General features: G+C 48.5%; 17 protein-coding genes. All 17 read left to right on the forward strand.

The genetic code is table 11. The features are described 5' to 3' along the window. The first annotated feature begins 247 nt into the window (after positions 1 to 247). The 17 genes from C8E01_RS18325 (at position 248) to C8E01_RS18405 (ending at position 14,831) form a co-directional block, all read left to right on the forward strand. Positions 248 to 1,825, forward strand: a complete 1,578-nt coding sequence (locus tag C8E01_RS18325; RefSeq protein ID WP_116544922.1) for a relaxase/mobilization nuclease domain-containing protein — start codon at positions 248 to 250, stop codon at positions 1,823 to 1,825. A 20-nt stretch (positions 1,826 to 1,845) separates the two neighbouring features. Next, on the forward strand, positions 1,846 to 2,475 hold the full coding sequence (locus C8E01_RS18330) for a ParA family protein (RefSeq protein ID WP_116544923.1): 630 nt from the start codon (positions 1,846 to 1,848) through the stop codon (positions 2,473 to 2,475). A gap of 72 nt (positions 2,476 to 2,547) precedes the next feature. Continuing rightward, complete coding sequence (locus C8E01_RS18335; protein ID WP_116544924.1) at positions 2,548 to 3,042, forward strand: hypothetical protein; 495 nt, start codon at positions 2,548 to 2,550, stop codon at positions 3,040 to 3,042. A 154-nt stretch (positions 3,043 to 3,196) separates the two neighbouring features. After that, complete coding sequence (locus tag C8E01_RS18340) at positions 3,197 to 3,607, forward strand: hypothetical protein (RefSeq protein WP_116544925.1); 411 nt, start codon at positions 3,197 to 3,199, stop codon at positions 3,605 to 3,607. Positions 3,608 to 3,631: 24 nt separating this feature from the next. Further along, a complete protein-coding gene (locus C8E01_RS18345; RefSeq protein ID WP_025603778.1) occupies positions 3,632 to 3,925 on the forward strand; it encodes a DUF4134 domain-containing protein in 294 nt (97 codons plus the stop codon). Positions 3,926 to 3,997: 72 nt separating this feature from the next. Further along, positions 3,998 to 4,231 (forward strand): DUF4133 domain-containing protein, encoded by a 234-nt coding sequence (locus tag C8E01_RS18350; RefSeq protein WP_243409691.1) that lies wholly within the window; start codon positions 3,998 to 4,000, stop codon positions 4,229 to 4,231. 48 nt (positions 4,232 to 4,279) lie between these two features. Next, positions 4,280 to 6,724: a TraG family conjugative transposon ATPase gene (locus C8E01_RS18355; protein WP_116544927.1), complete on the forward strand. Its 2,445-nt coding sequence runs from the start codon at positions 4,280 to 4,282 to the stop codon at positions 6,722 to 6,724. Further along, a complete protein-coding gene (locus C8E01_RS18360; protein ID WP_116544928.1) occupies positions 6,699 to 7,370 on the forward strand; it encodes a plasmid transfer protein in 672 nt (223 codons plus the stop codon). Before C8E01_RS18355 ends, C8E01_RS18360 begins: the two co-directional genes overlap by 26 nt. A 15-nt stretch (positions 7,371 to 7,385) precedes the next feature. After that, a complete protein-coding gene (locus tag C8E01_RS18365) occupies positions 7,386 to 8,009 on the forward strand; it encodes a hypothetical protein (protein ID WP_133242788.1) in 624 nt (207 codons plus the stop codon). A gap of 4 nt (positions 8,010 to 8,013) precedes the next feature. Next, entirely contained in the window at positions 8,014 to 9,009 is a 996-nt protein-coding gene (locus C8E01_RS18370; RefSeq protein ID WP_116544930.1) for a plasmid transfer protein, read from the forward strand. 17 nt (positions 9,010 to 9,026) lie between these two features. Beyond that, positions 9,027 to 9,635: a conjugative transposon protein TraK gene (gene traK, locus C8E01_RS18375; RefSeq protein ID WP_007661352.1), complete on the forward strand. Its 609-nt coding sequence runs from the start codon at positions 9,027 to 9,029 to the stop codon at positions 9,633 to 9,635. An 85-nt stretch (positions 9,636 to 9,720) separates the two neighbouring features. Next, complete coding sequence (locus C8E01_RS18380; protein ID WP_116544931.1) at positions 9,721 to 9,999, forward strand: hypothetical protein; 279 nt, start codon at positions 9,721 to 9,723, stop codon at positions 9,997 to 9,999. Then, entirely contained in the window at positions 9,986 to 11,167 is a 1,182-nt protein-coding gene (gene traM / locus C8E01_RS18385) for a conjugative transposon protein TraM (protein WP_116544932.1), read from the forward strand. Before C8E01_RS18380 ends, traM begins: the two co-directional genes overlap by 14 nt. Position 11,168: 1 nt before the next feature. Beyond that, complete coding sequence (gene traN / locus C8E01_RS18390) at positions 11,169 to 11,957, forward strand: conjugative transposon protein TraN (protein WP_116544933.1); 789 nt, start codon at positions 11,169 to 11,171, stop codon at positions 11,955 to 11,957. Next, entirely contained in the window at positions 11,954 to 12,412 is a 459-nt protein-coding gene (locus C8E01_RS18395; protein WP_133242789.1) for a hypothetical protein, read from the forward strand. The genes traN and C8E01_RS18395 overlap by 4 nt, the downstream gene beginning before the upstream one ends. Positions 12,413 to 12,516: 104 nt before the next feature. Then, positions 12,517 to 14,484 (forward strand): type IV secretory system conjugative DNA transfer family protein, encoded by a 1,968-nt coding sequence (locus C8E01_RS18400; protein WP_116544935.1) that lies wholly within the window; start codon positions 12,517 to 12,519, stop codon positions 14,482 to 14,484. Further along, entirely contained in the window at positions 14,481 to 14,831 is a 351-nt protein-coding gene (locus C8E01_RS18405) for a helix-turn-helix domain-containing protein (RefSeq protein WP_116544936.1), read from the forward strand. Before C8E01_RS18400 ends, C8E01_RS18405 begins: the two co-directional genes overlap by 4 nt. The last annotated feature ends 7 nt before the right edge of the window (positions 14,832 to 14,838 follow it).

Raw genomic sequence — 14,838 nt, forward strand, 5'->3', positions numbered from 1 at the left:
AGAATTAATAAGTAAGAATTAATAAGTAAGAATTAATAAGTAAGAATTAATAAGTAAGAATTAATAAGTAAGAATTAATAAGTAAGAATTAATAAATATTAAGTATTAATTCTTAAGCTTTATATCATAAATAACAATTAATAATTATTAAATAAAATCTAATAGTTTAAAATTGTTAAATAATATATAGTAACTTTTATGTGAAAGTTATTATTTGTTATATTTTTGAAGCGTTAATGAGTGGGCTATGATCGTGAAAATCCTTTCTGCCGCTGCCGGGTTTAATGGCGTTGTTTACAATGAAGAGAAAAGAGCACAGGGTGCAGCTCAGCTGCTCAAGGCTGAGAACTTCGGTTTCTTGAACCTGGCTGCGGGAAACTTGAAGCAGGAGGATTATATCAGGTACATGACGTTGGTGGCAAACACAAACGAGTCAGTGCTAAAGTCCCAGTTCCATGCCATTATTTCCTGTAAGGGAAGGGAGAAGAGTGCGGAGGAACTCCTGGAAATCGCGGAGAAATACCTCCAGCGCATGGGGTACCATGATAACCCCTACCTTATCTACTTTCATTCAGATACTGCGCACAACCATGTACACATGGTGTCTACCAGGGTAAGCAAAGAGGGGAAGAAGGTGAACGACAAGTATGAAAACATGAGGTCTCAGAAAGTGATGCAGGAGATTATGATGCAGGATGTGGAATACGAGGTAAAAACATGCTTGACTAAAGCGCTGGCATATGGATTTTCCTCAGAAGCTCAGTTTAAGTTGCTGCTCGAAAGGGAAGGCGTGAAAGTCACGGAGAAGGATGGGCAGTACCAGCTCATTAAGTACGGTTCAGTGGTACATGCCTTTGCAAGCAAAGAAGTTGCTGACAGGATAGCGAAGTATAAAGCACCAGATGCGCGTGTAGGGCAGGTGAAAGCCATATTCCGCAAGTATAAACGAGGCCTAACGGTGGAGCAGTTCTCCGGGCTATTAAAGGAAAAGTTCGGGATAGAGCTGGTGGCGCACCAGGCAAAGGGGAAGAGCACTCCCTATGGCTACACGATTCTCGACCATGCCAGCAAACAGGTGCTGAAGGGTTCCCAGGTGATGAAGCTCGACGAGCTGCTTTCCAGTGTTAACAGAGAAGAGAAAATACAGGCTGGACGGGAGCTCATAGCCAAGCTTTCTACAGACAGGGGGCTGTGCTACACCGGTTTCAAAAGACAGCTGGAGGCAACAGGGCTCCTTGTCAACAAAAAGGGAGAGATCCGCATCAAGGGAGATGAAGAAGGCAGCATCCCTGTTCTGATGCTTGATAAGACCCATGTCAGGGCGCTGCTTTACCAAGAAAGGCTGCAGGAGGCGCGGCAGTACGCCGTGACGAGCGATAAGGATATGAGGCTGCTTGCCAGGCTGTTTTTTGTAAAGCAGTCGGATCTGTCGGTTGCGAAGGCTTCTGACCCTCTGGAGAAGGAGGTGGTAGCCGCCAAACTGCACAGCGGCCTTGCCAGCGGCAGGCCGCTGCAGGAAATACTGGACAGTTGCGGCTGGAGCATCGCCCAAGCAGACGGAAAGCACTTCCTGATTGATCATCAGCAGAAACGGGTGTATGCCTGGGCAGATCTGACAAAAGAGAGGCCTGCCTTTCAAGCTGTGCAGGTTGTTGAGCTTGATAAGGGTAGTGATCGGGCGAGAGAGGAAAGGCTGCAGGACGCATGGACCCAGTCTTCCGGGACCACCGGTCAACTGGTAGCTTCTATGCTTTACCTTATGGAGTCAAACCTCGGACCTGATCAGGGAGAGAATAGGAAGAGAAAGAATCAACGAAAACGATAATACACATAGACGATTAATACATGAAAATTGTAGTAGCAAACCAAAAAGGAGGGGTAGGCAAATCCACCACCTGTATACTGCTGGCTAATTATCTGGCCTTAGAGAAAAAGGACAATGTGATCATCCTGGATATGGACTTTCAGGACTCCATCTACTCCAGATGGGAGAAGGAGAAGGAGCTATATGCCAATGACCCACTGTACGAGGTTATCAAGATGGAGGTAGAGGAGTACCCGAAATACAAGGTGCATATTGATAGTCTGCAAGGGGGGCATGTTATTATGGACATGCCTGGCAGGCTGGACACGAACGAGCTCATTGCTGTATACCAGGACGCTGAAGTAATCGTCTGTCCGTTTGCCTATGAAAAGATGACTTTTGAGTCCACCATGTTCTTTGTTCAGGTGGCCAAGCATGTTAACCCGCAGGTAAAGATCGTGTTCCTGCCAAACCGCCTGAAGTCCTCCGTGAACTATGAATTGAAAGCTGCAGTGGATGAGCAGCTGGCGCAGTTCGGCACTGTGGCTCCGGCGCTGCCAGACCGGGTAGGATTTCAACGCATAGATACCGTATCGATCTCTTCGGATATCCGAGGGGTGCTCGACAAGTCTTTTGGGTATATATATAATGAGTATTTAGAGACAGTATAGAAGATTCTTTAAATAAAATTTATATTAATATTCAATAATTGAAACATTTTAATTAAATAACGTATAATATTCATGGCTACAGCAGGTAACAAGGGGTTTGACATCAAGAGCTTTAAGCAAAGCATAGGACAGGCTCCCCAGCAGAAAAACGCAGAAGAGAAAGCTGTTCAACCAGTTCCTGAGGAAAGAGAAGAGACGGCGCGAGAAGTTTCAAAATCGGGCAAAAACGGTGAAAAGCCTAAGGCTTCTTCTAACGCTACAGCAGGCAAAAGGCAGGAGGCTCCTTCCTCGAAAAAGACAGCGGCAAAGGCTTCGGGTAAAGCAGCATCAGGTTTAAACTTTGAACAACTGCTTGCTGAACTCGATAAGGCGAAGGATGAGTTTACCTTTACCTCCAAAACAGTTTATGTGGACGTGCATATACACGAAGTGCTAGACCTACTGAAGAAAAAAGGAGGGATCAAAATCAATGTGCTGGCAAGCTACCTGTTTGCCAAATTCATTGAGGAGCATAAAGAGGAGATCCAAAGGCTCCGTGATAGAACGGATAACAAGTTCCTGAACTAAGCTGAATCTGTAACATTAGGTAAAAAAGTATATAAATAAATAATCTAATCTTAAAATATACGTATAAGTATAAAACCGTATTTCATATCAATTATATATTTAAAGTAGGAATGTCTAGTTTGTAAATTGATGTTTTAACTTAAATTATATAGCTATGTCTTGGGGCGTTTTCTTTGCTACGGTAGCAGTACTCTATGTGCTTTATTATGCAGGTAACCTGTTGTTTGACCTGTACCTTCGAAATGCAAAAGGCGTAGCCGCAGATATGGTAGCGCAGTACAGTGTTTCAGATTTAGTAGACACTACAGAGGCACCCCAAGACATTGTGGACGAGGATTACCTGGAGGAAGAATTCGAGGAGGATTATGAGGATTACGAGCAGGAGGAGCAACCCTTGGATAGCGGCCCCCAAGAATATCCTATTGCAGCCGACGGGCATGCCTTTGCGCACCAGACGGTCTCTGAGAATAGTGTCGCCATGCCCGTGATAGGGCAGGGGATACCCCTAGAGGAATTCCTTCAGAACGCCAGGCGACTTTCAAACGCAATACCTTTTTCTTCATAAATTTTTAACTCAATGACAGAGATTATGAAAAAGTTACTTGCTATGCTCGTATTGGTAGTCCTCGCTGTCCCATCTTCCTTTGCTCAAGGGGCCGGAGGCATTGATGCCGGAGCCTCTGAACTCCAAACTTACATTGACCCTGTAGGCAACCTAATCCTGGTCATCGGAGCCATTGTTGGCCTGATTGGGGGAGTTAGGGTGTACATCAAGTGGAACTCCGGGGACCAGGACACACAAAAGGCTGTTATGGGGTGGATGGGGTCCTGCGTATTCCTGATGGTGGTGGGGGTAGTGATCAAAGCCTTCTTCGGCTTGTAAGCCGTGGCTCCTGAAGCTAACAGAGGATTTAATGTCTACAAGGGGCTGCAAAAACCCCTTGTATTTAAATCTTTGAAAGGTAGATATATCTACTGGGGTCTGGCCTCCGTTCTAACTGGCTTCTTTGCGGCAGTTGTCTTATCTGTTTCGCTCAACTTCTTTTCAGGTCTGGTAGCCTTGGTGATCGTGACTTTCGGCGGTATGGGGTTTACGGCTATGCAGCAGAAGAAAGGGTTGCATCATAAAACGAAGTCCAAAGGGGTATACATCATGCCCGCACAATGGAAGCGTTCTGCACGAAGATAGGAGCCTGGCCCTGGCAGCACAACTTTAACGTCATCACTTTTCTCAGCCATGAAAAAGCAGCGGTTTGGTCTGCCATACATTGGCATAGACCGTCATGCCCATGATATTCTATATCATGAGCGCGGAGATTATTCGGTTATCATCAAAGTACAAAATCCTGCCCTGCAGTATTGTGCAGACGTGGAGGCTTACCATCTCTTCCACCAGACCTTTGCCAACATCGTTAAAATTCTAGGCGCAGGCTACACCCTTCAGAAAACGGACATACTAGCCAGGAAGTGCTATGTGCCGAAGCAAACGGATGACCTCCTGAGTCAGAAATTTCAGGAGACATTTGCAGGAAGAGAGTACCTGGACGTCTCTACATATCTGACTATAACAAGGGGCGTGCGGCGCTCCAGCTTCTTTACATATGACGAGAAAGACTTCAAAGCATTCCAGCGGAACGTTGCCAAAGTGCTGGACATACTGGAGAGCAGGTCTTTCAAGCCCTATGCTCTGAAAGAGACCGAGGTGAAGCAGTTTATTTCCCGCATTCTTGCCTTCAACTTTTCCGATGAGGTTTATGCGCTCAATAACCTCCTTGCCTCAGAGGAAGGCCTGCAAGTTGGTGGCAGCGTTATCCGATGTATCTCGCTTGTGGACATAGATGAGATCAACTTCCCGTCCAATCTTAAGCCAAACACAGCGCTTCACATAGGGTACAGCCTCCCGGTAGACCTGATGCATTTTCTGCACCAGGTGCCAGGTTGTGACTGCCTGGTGTACAACCAGGTAATCCAAATCCCTGATCAGCGCCATGAATTGGCCAGGCTGCAGGCCAAAAGAAAGAAACACCTCTCCATGCCTGACCCGGCCAATGATCTGAGTGTGCAGGATATTGATCAGGTGATGGCCGATATCGCCAAGGATAACCAGCTGCTCGTGTACGGACACTACAGCGTGCTGCTTTCAGCCAGAGAAAAGGAGATAGACCGTGCTGCTAACTATCTGGAAAGCGCTTTGTTTTCCATTGGTATTATTCCCTCCCGAAACGCATATAACCAACTCGAACTATTCCGGTGTGCCTTGCCCGGCAATAGTTCGGAGCTTAAAGTATATGATAAATTTTTGACTACTTCAGACGCGGCCTTATGTCTGCTTTTTAAAGAACGTTTGCTGCAAAGTGAGTCATCCAGCTTTCAGGTATACTTCACGGACCGGCAGGGGATTCCTATCACGATTGACACGAGTGATGCGCCCATCTTCTCAGGCCGGATGAATAACCGTAACAAGTTCGTGTTGGGGCCTTCGGGAGCAGGGAAGTCATTTTTCATGAACCACCTGATCCGGCAGTATGCCCTGCAGCACACAGATGTTATTTTGGTGGATACCGGACACAGTTACTCCGGCCTGTGTGCCTACTACAGGGGCCGTTACATTACCTACTCTGAGGAGCAGCCTATCACCATGAACCCCTTCCGGATCTCTGCTGCCGAATTCAACGAGGAGAAGCGGGAGTTTCTCAAGTCATTGGTGGGCCTGCTCTGGAAAGGTGCCGAGGGCACTGTCAGCCAAATTGAGGACAGCGTCCTCTCTTCCGTTATCACTTCCTATTACCAATACTACTTTGAAAACGGCTTGGAGAGCAGCTACCTTTCCTTCCAGTCCTTCTATGACTTCTCCATCAGAAAGATCGACGAGATCACGCAAAAAGAGTCCATTGACTTTGACCTGACCAGTTATCGCTTTATCCTCAAGAAGTTCTGCAAAGGGGAGGCGTATGGCCAGATCCTGAACAACGAGATGGATACCACCCTTTTTGATGAGCCCTTTATTGTTTTCGAAATTGATGCCATCAAGGAGCATAAGGTACTTTTCCCGATCACCACCCTGATCATTATGGATGTGTTCCTTCAGAAGATGCGCCACAAGAAGAACCGTAAGGCGCTCATCATCGAGGAGGCCTGGAAGGCCATTGCCTCTCCGCTGATGGCCGGCTATATCCTCTACGTCTATAAAACGGTCCGCAAATTCTGGGGAGAGGCCGTGGTCGTGACACAGGAGCTGGATGATATCATCGGCAATGTTGTGGTTAAGAACTCTATCATCAACAACTCCGACACCATCTGCCTTTTGGACCAGACCAAATTCAAGGACAATTTCGATGAGATCGCCGCGCTGCTCTCTATCAATGAGGTGGAGCGCAAGAAAATATTTACCATCAACAGCCTCGACAACAAAGAGGGGCGGGGCCGCTTCAAGGAAGTCTACATCAAGCGTGGGGCCACCGGTGAGGTGTACGGTGTGGAGGTATCGCTGGAAGAGTATTTGACCTTCACCACCGAGCGCCAGGAAAAAGAGGCTATGCAAGTGTACCTGAGCAAGTATGGGGATTTCAGGGAGGCCTTGGAAAGGTTTGTCGCAGACTTCAAGGCCTCGGGGCTCAAGCTAAATGAATTTGTTCACCTGATTTTGCAACGCAGCTATGAAAAAGTACCTCTACACGCTTAGCTTCATGAGCCTGGTAACAGGTCATGTACTAGCCCAGCAGGTTGTTTTTGACCCAGCGGTCGTTTCCACACTTGTTGTCAACCACACGGCCCAGCAGGCGGCCTTAAACGACATTAAGGAAAACGAAGGAAAGATCGCGGCCCTGCAGACGACCATCAGCCTGAAGATGACGCAGATCAAGGAGCTGGAGGAAAAGATGTACAACTCCCTTAAATCCGTGCAATCCATTATCGGGCAGAGTAAAAACATTATTTACGCCTCCCAAATTGCCGCAGACATAGGCCGCTACCAAAACCAAATGATGGAACTGGCGCGCGGTGATAACGAGCTGCTCCTGATCGCTGCCAAGACAGAGCTGGAGCTGCTCAACCGGACATCTGACCTGTTTACCTATATCTACCAGGTAGCTGTCATCGGCACGGATGTGAACCTAATGAACAATGCCGACAGGCTCACCCTGATCCGCCACGTAGTGGACGAGCTGCGGGTGATGCGGGGCCTGGCCTATTCCATTACGCGCAAGATGCGTGTGGCCAAGTACGCGGGACTTTTGAAGACTATGAATCCGATGGGACTCACTTACCCTGACAACAGCCAGGCGATCATCCGCTCCCTGATGGATGAGTACAAGGCAATCAAGAAGTAAATTATCTCTATTGCTATGAATTCAATATTTGTACCCGCTTTGTGCCTGGCCCTGCTTCCTGGCCTCTTTACAGATGCCCTGGGGCAAGGCGTACAGCCAGTTAACAGCAAAAACACAAGGTACCAGCTGGAGCGGGAGGTTGTTACCCGTTGGGGAAAGTTCAACCCGAAATGGTACTTTATTCTTTTCCATAACAAGTACAGGAAAGGACCTGACAGGCGGAACATGCTGCAGCTTGCCCCTACCATGGCTTTGCTGAACCAGAACAGGGTGAAGGCCCAGGCGCAGGAGGAAGCAATAAGCCAAGTATATGAGCAGGAGATGTTCAAGTTTGCCGACAGGTCCCTGAATAAAGGCTACCACCTGTTGTATGAAAAGAAGATCGATGAACTCAACACTGCCCTATTGGGGATGAATGCCGAGGCGGTGCAGGCCGGGGTGCAGGCAGATTATATTTTGGCCATCCATGCCGAGCGGGACAGAATCAACGCCGACATCGGGATCATCCTGGACGCTTACCTGGACGATGCCAAAAAAGGGGAGCAGCTGCGGGTATACATAGGGGAGCTTACGGCCTTGAGGAATGATTTCAGGCGGCTCATCTCTCTCTTTAAAACGAGTCAGGACTTAACCGAATGATGCCATGCGTGAATTGATCGATAAAGCCATATTTGACCTGTTCGACGGGCTCTTTCTCAATATACAGGATTTGGTGAGTGTTTTTCTGTATGATGCGCAGGCGCTTTGCGCCATCAGCATGCTGCTCTACTTTGGCCTGGAGGCTTACAAAATGATGGCCGGGGATGAAACGCTTCGCATCATGCCCTTGCTGCGCCCTTTCGCCCTGACACTGGTGATTGTTTTCTGGCCAGGGTTTATCGATGCTGTGAACCTGCCGCTGCAGCTAGTCAATGATCAGGCAAAAGGCATGTACGGCGCACAGGTAGACCAGGTGGAGGATTTGCACCGGGAACGCCTCGCGCTGGTAGACTCTGTGGCCCGAAAACTCTCTGAGAGCAGCGCCGAGTTTGAGCGGATTGAGAGTGAAGCCAGTGACGCGAGCTGGTACGAAACTATGGGGATTGACCTGCAGCCCCTGTTTAACAAAATGAAAGGCTATTACCTGATGCTGATGGCCAAGCTGCACTTTACGGCGATGATGGTGGTTGAGTGGATTGTGATCAGCATCTTTCAGGTATGCTCCTACATTATCTATTTCCTACAGATCATCTTTGCAGGCATTCTGGTGATCCTGGGTCCCTTCTCCTTTGCCCTTAGCGTGCTGCCGGGCTTTCGGGACTCTTACCTGACTTGGATTGCCCGCTATATCTCCGTGGGGCTGTACTCGGGACTGGGCTATATCGTTATGTCCATCTCCTTTGTGCTGGTCAAGTATGGGTTGATGAAGGAAATAGATATCCTGAAGGCAGTACTGGGCAACGAAGAGATGTTCATTGCCTACGTTTCCTTCCCCTCGGGCGGCATCAGTTTCTACATCGTCTCCTTGATTGTGGGAGGATTGGCCATGCTGACCATTCCCATTATTTCCACCTGGATCGTGCACACCACGGGTGTGGGTAATGCCATTGGTACAATGGCAGGAGGAGCTGCGAAGGCGGCCGGAGGAATTTTAAAATAAACTAAAAAGCGCTTGCTATGATAAACAACCTCGAAAAGAAAATGAAGCTGGCATTTGCCGTGAGTATCGGCAGCTTTATCTCCTCCATCATTATAGTAGGCACGGTTTGCGCCTTTGCCTTTCGTTATGCCGAGGAGCAACGGAAGAAGATCTATGTGATCGACCACTCGGTGCCGCTCTTGGTGGAGCAGACCGAGCTGGGGGTAAACCGGACAGTAGAGTACAAGTCGCACGTGAACATGTTTCACCTGCTCTTCTTCACGCTACCTCCAGATGACGCCTACATTAAGAATAACATCTCCAAGGCCATGTACCTGGTGGATGAATCCGGTCTGGCACAATACAACAACTTGAAGGAGAAGGGCTATTATAACCAGATCCTGGCAAGCTCTGCGGTTTTGACGATCAAAACCGATAGCGTTAAAGTGGACGAAAACAGGCACTTTACCTACTACGCCACACAGCGCATTGAGCGGGAGACCTCTGTGATGAAAAGACTTCTTGTCACAGAGGGGGATCTTGAGGAAGTGCCGCGCACAGAGAACAACCCCCATGGACTTTTGATAAAGAACTGGAAAACGGTCATGAACAAGGACTTGGAGTATGTCGAAAAGAAATCCTTTTAGCGGTAACATAAAGCAAAGGCTTTCATACCTCAGGGAAAGTGTCAGGGACTACTGTGCCTCGAATCCTAAAGCAGTAGTGCTGTCCATGCTGGTTTTACTGTCTGTGGCTGTCATGGGGCTATTAGCCGTCCGGCACCTGCACCAGGGAAACTATGCCGTGTCGGTTGGCAAGCTGTACAGGCAGCTTGATACTTCTGGCGACAAGATGACTATAGGCAGGTCAAGTACCGCAGATATGCTGGAGCTGATAAAGCTCTACAACACGGCCAGGCAGCTGGATCCTGACAGCCTGCGTGCCCAAGACAGTGTTTTTCTCAAAGCTATTGATCAGCGTTTAAACCGAATCATCCATGAAGAGAATTAACTTTCGGCATCCCAGATATGCCATCCCGCTCATCATACTGCCTTTCCTTGTCCTGCTTAATTACCTGTGGCTGGACATGACACCGGCGGCCACCGCCGCACAAGCGAAAGTGGAACTCACCGAGACAACAGCTCTTAATACCTCTCTTCCGGATGCCAACCTGAGAAAGCGGGACATGAAGGATAAGTTCTCGGCTTTTCGGGACGAGTTTAAGTATAGGACCGATTACTCGGCCATACAGGAAATCGGGGAGGATAGGGTAGACCCCAGGGACATTGCCTATGGCAGCGTGTACACGGAAGAGGAGCGGCGGATGCTCGACAGTCTCAATAACCGTATCCTATCGGATCAGCAGCCGGAGGGGTTTATGGAGCGTGTAAGCCAGCGGCAGCGCCTCAGCTCAGAGCGCTATGCATCGGCTTCTGCCTCTGTGCCTGGACGGTCAACCCGACCTATGCGAAAAGTTGAATCGGCATATGAAGAGGAAATGCGGCTATTCCGGGAGCAGATGATGTTTATTGACAGCCTGAGCCGGGTAGGAGAGGAACCTGTGCCTTCTCGTAGGGGGCCACAGCCGATGAAAGCCCATGTACCGGCTTCCGAGAAGCAAGAGCCGACACCTTTACCCGTGACCAAAAGCAGGAATACGAATAAAGCCTTTTTCAATACCATTACAGCTGACAGTGAGGAGCAGTTTATCAGAGCTATTCTGGACGAAGGGTTGAAGGTGATGCAAGGCGGCAGGATCAGGATTCGCTTGCTGGACGACATCTATGTGCGGGACTACGAAATAAAGAAAGGCAGCTACCTCTACGGCACTGTTTCCGGTTTCAGTGCCCAACGAATTGAGATAGCCATCCGCTCTATACTCTACGGCAACCAAATCATCCCGGTAGACCTGAGTATCTACGACAACGACGGCTTGGCTGGGCTGTATGTCCCAGATTCGCAGTTCCGGGACTTTACAAAAGAGCTTGCCGGGAATGTGAGCAGTGGTCAGACACTGACTTTTGAGGATTCACCTGACGATGCCAATCAGATGCTTTATTCTATGCTGGAAAGGGTTTCTCAGACCACCACCCGCGCCGCAGGCAAAGCCATCCGGAAGAACAAAGCTAAGTTAAAGTACAACACCATTGTTTATTTGATAGATAATAAAGCCCAATAATATGAAAAAGCTATTCCTTCTATATGTGTTGTTTGCCCTGCTGTTTTCAGCCTCGGCACAGGATTCTCTTCAGGTAGTGCACGTGCATGAGAGCATCTCCACGCATATTGTGAGTCCTGAGCCGATACAGTATGTAGATATCTCTACAGATGATGTGGCCGGAGACATACCTGTTGCCAATATCCTTCGGGTCAAACCCAAGCATGGCGGAGCAAAACCGGGTATTATCACCATCGTTGGAGAGCGCTTCCTAGTACAATATAAGCTGGCCTACAGCCGAGCGGATCGGGCAGATACGGAGGTGCGTATAGACCCTACCCAGGTAGATGATTACCTGAACCCAGCTGTGGCCATGAGCCGGGAGGACATGGCACGGTTTGCGCTACTGGCTCTCCAGCGAAAACCCCAGTTCAATAGTGTGACTACGAAAGGGCAGGGCATGCGGGCAAGGCTGAACAATATCTATACGGTGGGGGACTATTTCTTTATTGATCTCTCCCTTAGAAATGACACCAACATCCCCTATACGGTCGATCAAATACGGTTTAAGGTTGAGGATAAAAAAGTTGTGAAGGCCACTAACTTTCAGCAGGTGGAGCTACAGCCCAGTTTCCAGCTTTATGACACGGGTCACTTCAAGCGTAAGTACCGGAACGTGTTTGTGTTCAGGAAGTTTACTTTCCCAGAGGAAAAGGTGTTCAATATTGAGGTGGCCGAGGAGCAGATCTCGGGGCGCACCATCTCCCTTAAAATTGACTATTCCGACATCCTTCATGCAGACACCTTATGAGAAAGTCGTTACTCCTTTCCTTACTGCTCTTAGTTGTGCTGCCGTGCCGAGCGCAAGAGGGCTACACCCACCTGAACCTGGCATGCGGCTGGATGTACAAAGATGCCTTAACTGCTAACCTTGCCTTGGAGTTTAGCAAACGCCACCACAATTCCTATGAGATCTTCAGTGATGCCTATAAGAGCAACGTGGACGACAGCAAAAACTGGTTAATGGGGGTTGCTTACAAACCCATGCTTTCCCGTTCCAGAAACACGTTTCTCAAGCTGCGCCTGGGAGCGGGCATTGGCTCTAACACCGAGCACTTCATAGGAGCCCTGCAGGCAGCCCTGGAGCTGGGCTATGTGCTGCCGGGAAATTTGGTGCTGATGCTCCAACAGAAAAACGAGGGCGTGCTTCGGGTAAACCACAACTTCATAGCTGGTTTGCTGGCGGGCATCAAAATTCCATTGTGAGCAGGATTTGGCTAGTCGACGGGAATTTCCACAGGAAAGAAATTCTGCTAAGACTTTCCCTCACATCTATCTGATAGTATTGGATAACCTTTATCAGGAACGATATGGAAGAATCCAGCGAAATCAAAAAACTTTACTCCTTCCTGCAGGGACTTATCTACTTCACAATTGTGGTAGAGGTAGCTGTTTTCCTCTTTATGGATTCGGGCAGTATGTATGAGCTGCAGCCTATACTGCGCAAGGTAAAGCGTATGGCTATTTATGAGCACATCTACTTCTCCAAAGCTTTTACTTTCGGGTTGATTCTGATCGTGAGCATTGGCACAAAGGCCAGGAAGAACCTGAACCTTGACCCGCTCCGGCATATCTTCCTTCCCTTGCTCATCGGCTGCGCCTTTTTCTTTGGCTCGGGTTTCTTTTATTTCTTTGAAAGCAGCCGTATTCTTTTCTGGGATGTGTCCCTGTCTGATGCGGCTTACATCCTGCTCTCCTTCTTAGGTGCGATGATGATTCATATAGCCTTGGATAATATCTCCAAGCATATACAGCACCGATTGATGAAGGACAAATTTAACGTGGAGAATGAGTCCTTTGAGCAGTCCAGGAAACCGGTACATACGCCTTTCTCGGTGAATATCCCGATGCTTTACTATTACCAAAAGCGGATACACCGCGGGTGGCTTAATGTGGTGAACCCCTTTCGGGCAACACTGCTCATCGGTACACCTGGCTCTGGAAAGTCTTTCTCGGTGGTGTTGCCTTTTATCAAACAGCTTCTGGGGAAAGGCTTCTCTATGATGGTCTACGACTTCAAGTTTCCAGACCTGGCTAGAACGGCTTATTACCATTACCTGGTCAATAGAAAGAGAGGGATATTGAAAAACCACAGGTTCCATGTCATTAATTTTAATAGCGTAGAGCACAGCAGGAGGTTTAACCCTTTAAAGCCGGAGTACTTGCCTACCCTGGCTGATGCCACCGAAACGGCTGAGGCGCTGCTGGAGGCGCTGCGGAAAGGAGACAGGGACTCTGGGACTGCGCAATTCTTCAACCAGTCAGCCGTTAATTTCCTGGCTAGTTGCATCTACTTTCTGAGCCGCCACGAAGGGGGGCGGTATTCTTCTTTTCCGCATGTACTTTCTTTCATTAACCTTAGCTATGATCAGATTTTCGAGGTGCTCTTTTCCGAACCTGAGCTGGAGAGTCTGCTTTCGCCTTTTGCCACAGCCTATAAGAACAGAGCCTTTGAGCAGCTGGAAGGGCAGATTGGCACCTTAAAGATTAATATTGGCCGACTGGCCACAAAAGAAACATTCTGGGTACTATCAGGAGACGACTTTAATTTAAAGATAACGGACCCGGAAAACCCTTCTATATTGGTGATTGCAAATGACCCGGCCACACAGAGCATTAACAGCGCCTGCAATGCACTTATCCTCAATCGCATGACACGCCTGATCAATACAAAGGGGAACTTGCCCTGTGGGCTGATCGTGGATGAGTCTCCTACGCTTTACATACACCGGGTGGAGAACCTGATCGCTACTGCCAGGAGCAATAAGATAGCTGTGCTGCTGGGCCTGCAGGAACTACCGCAGCTGCGGCAGCAATATGGCAGGGAAACAGCCGACACCATTTGCTCTGTAGCGGCCAATGTACTCTCGGGCTCTGCCCGTAATAAAGAGACGCTTGACTGGCTGGAAAAACTGTTTGGTAGGGTGAGGCAGCTAAAGGAGGGGCTTAGTGTGGACCGTAACCGTACCTCAGTGAATATGAACGAGGAAATGGGGCCGCTCATTCCGGCATCCAAAATAGCCAATTTGCAGGCCGGTGAGCTGGTAGGACAGGTGGCTTCCGATAGCGAAGCGTATAGCGGAAAGTATGTTGCCAGTACCTACCACTGTAAAATTAATCTTGACCTTGATAACATACAACAGGAAGAAAAGCAGTATCTTGACCTGCCAAAATTTTATAACTTTGGTACCCCCGACCAGAAAGACCAAATCCTGAGAGCGAACTACAATAAAATTAGAAATGAGGTTAAGACACTAATCACAGCGTTACAGGTATGAGCGTAAGCATACAGGAGTTAGGCCAAAGGCTAAAGCTGCTGCGAAAGCGGCTTGATTTATCGCAGGAGAGCCTGGCAGAGTCCATGGGGGTGAACCAGAACCAGATATCCCGGCTAGAGAACGGGGTGGGAGGGACGATCGAACTGCTTTTACTTCTGTTCAGCTTCTACAGCAAGCACTTTCACGTGGACCTTCTTTTTTCCGACAACTTCGACATCCTGGAGAAGCACGAAAAGCTATCCAACAGCCACAGCCTCAACAGTATTGCCGTTGAAAAGCTGAAGCTGGCTCAAAGTGAGCTTTCCTCGCAGATTGAGGAGGTAATACGCTTACTTGATACGCCTTAAAAGTTTT

The sequence above is a fragment of the Pontibacter virosus genome, from assembly GCF_003096355.1.
GTDB lineage: Bacteria > Bacteroidota > Bacteroidia > Cytophagales > Hymenobacteraceae > Pontibacter > Pontibacter virosus.

What these genes read in the sequence shown, in the direction of transcription:
- C8E01_RS18365 (WP_133242788.1), top strand. Translation starts at nt 7,386, where the DNA reads ATGAATTCAATATTTGTACCCGCTTTGTGCCTGGCCCTGCTTCCTGGC.
- traK (WP_007661352.1), top strand. Translation starts at nt 9,027, where the DNA reads ATGATAAACAACCTCGAAAAGAAAATGAAGCTGGCATTTGCCGTGAGT.
- C8E01_RS18370 (WP_116544930.1), top strand. Translation starts at nt 8,014, where the DNA reads ATGCGTGAATTGATCGATAAAGCCATATTTGACCTGTTCGACGGGCTC.
- traM (WP_116544932.1), top strand. Translation starts at nt 9,986, where the DNA reads ATGAAGAGAATTAACTTTCGGCATCCCAGATATGCCATCCCGCTCATC.
- C8E01_RS18405 (WP_116544936.1), top strand. Translation starts at nt 14,481, where the DNA reads ATGAGCGTAAGCATACAGGAGTTAGGCCAAAGGCTAAAGCTGCTGCGA.
- C8E01_RS18395 (WP_133242789.1), top strand. Translation starts at nt 11,954, where the DNA reads ATGAGAAAGTCGTTACTCCTTTCCTTACTGCTCTTAGTTGTGCTGCCG.
- C8E01_RS18335 (WP_116544924.1), top strand. Translation starts at nt 2,548, where the DNA reads ATGGCTACAGCAGGTAACAAGGGGTTTGACATCAAGAGCTTTAAGCAA.
- C8E01_RS18330 (WP_116544923.1), top strand. Translation starts at nt 1,846, where the DNA reads ATGAAAATTGTAGTAGCAAACCAAAAAGGAGGGGTAGGCAAATCCACC.
- C8E01_RS18380 (WP_116544931.1), top strand. Translation starts at nt 9,721, where the DNA reads ATGCTGGTTTTACTGTCTGTGGCTGTCATGGGGCTATTAGCCGTCCGG.
- C8E01_RS18400 (WP_116544935.1), top strand. Translation starts at nt 12,517, where the DNA reads ATGGAAGAATCCAGCGAAATCAAAAAACTTTACTCCTTCCTGCAGGGA.
- C8E01_RS18345 (WP_025603778.1), top strand. Translation starts at nt 3,632, where the DNA reads ATGAAAAAGTTACTTGCTATGCTCGTATTGGTAGTCCTCGCTGTCCCA.
- C8E01_RS18325 (WP_116544922.1), top strand. Translation starts at nt 248, where the DNA reads ATGATCGTGAAAATCCTTTCTGCCGCTGCCGGGTTTAATGGCGTTGTT.
- C8E01_RS18355 (WP_116544927.1), top strand. Translation starts at nt 4,280, where the DNA reads ATGAAAAAGCAGCGGTTTGGTCTGCCATACATTGGCATAGACCGTCAT.
- C8E01_RS18360 (WP_116544928.1), top strand. Translation starts at nt 6,699, where the DNA reads ATGAAAAAGTACCTCTACACGCTTAGCTTCATGAGCCTGGTAACAGGT.
- traN (WP_116544933.1), top strand. Translation starts at nt 11,169, where the DNA reads ATGAAAAAGCTATTCCTTCTATATGTGTTGTTTGCCCTGCTGTTTTCA.
- C8E01_RS18340 (WP_116544925.1), top strand. Translation starts at nt 3,197, where the DNA reads ATGTCTTGGGGCGTTTTCTTTGCTACGGTAGCAGTACTCTATGTGCTT.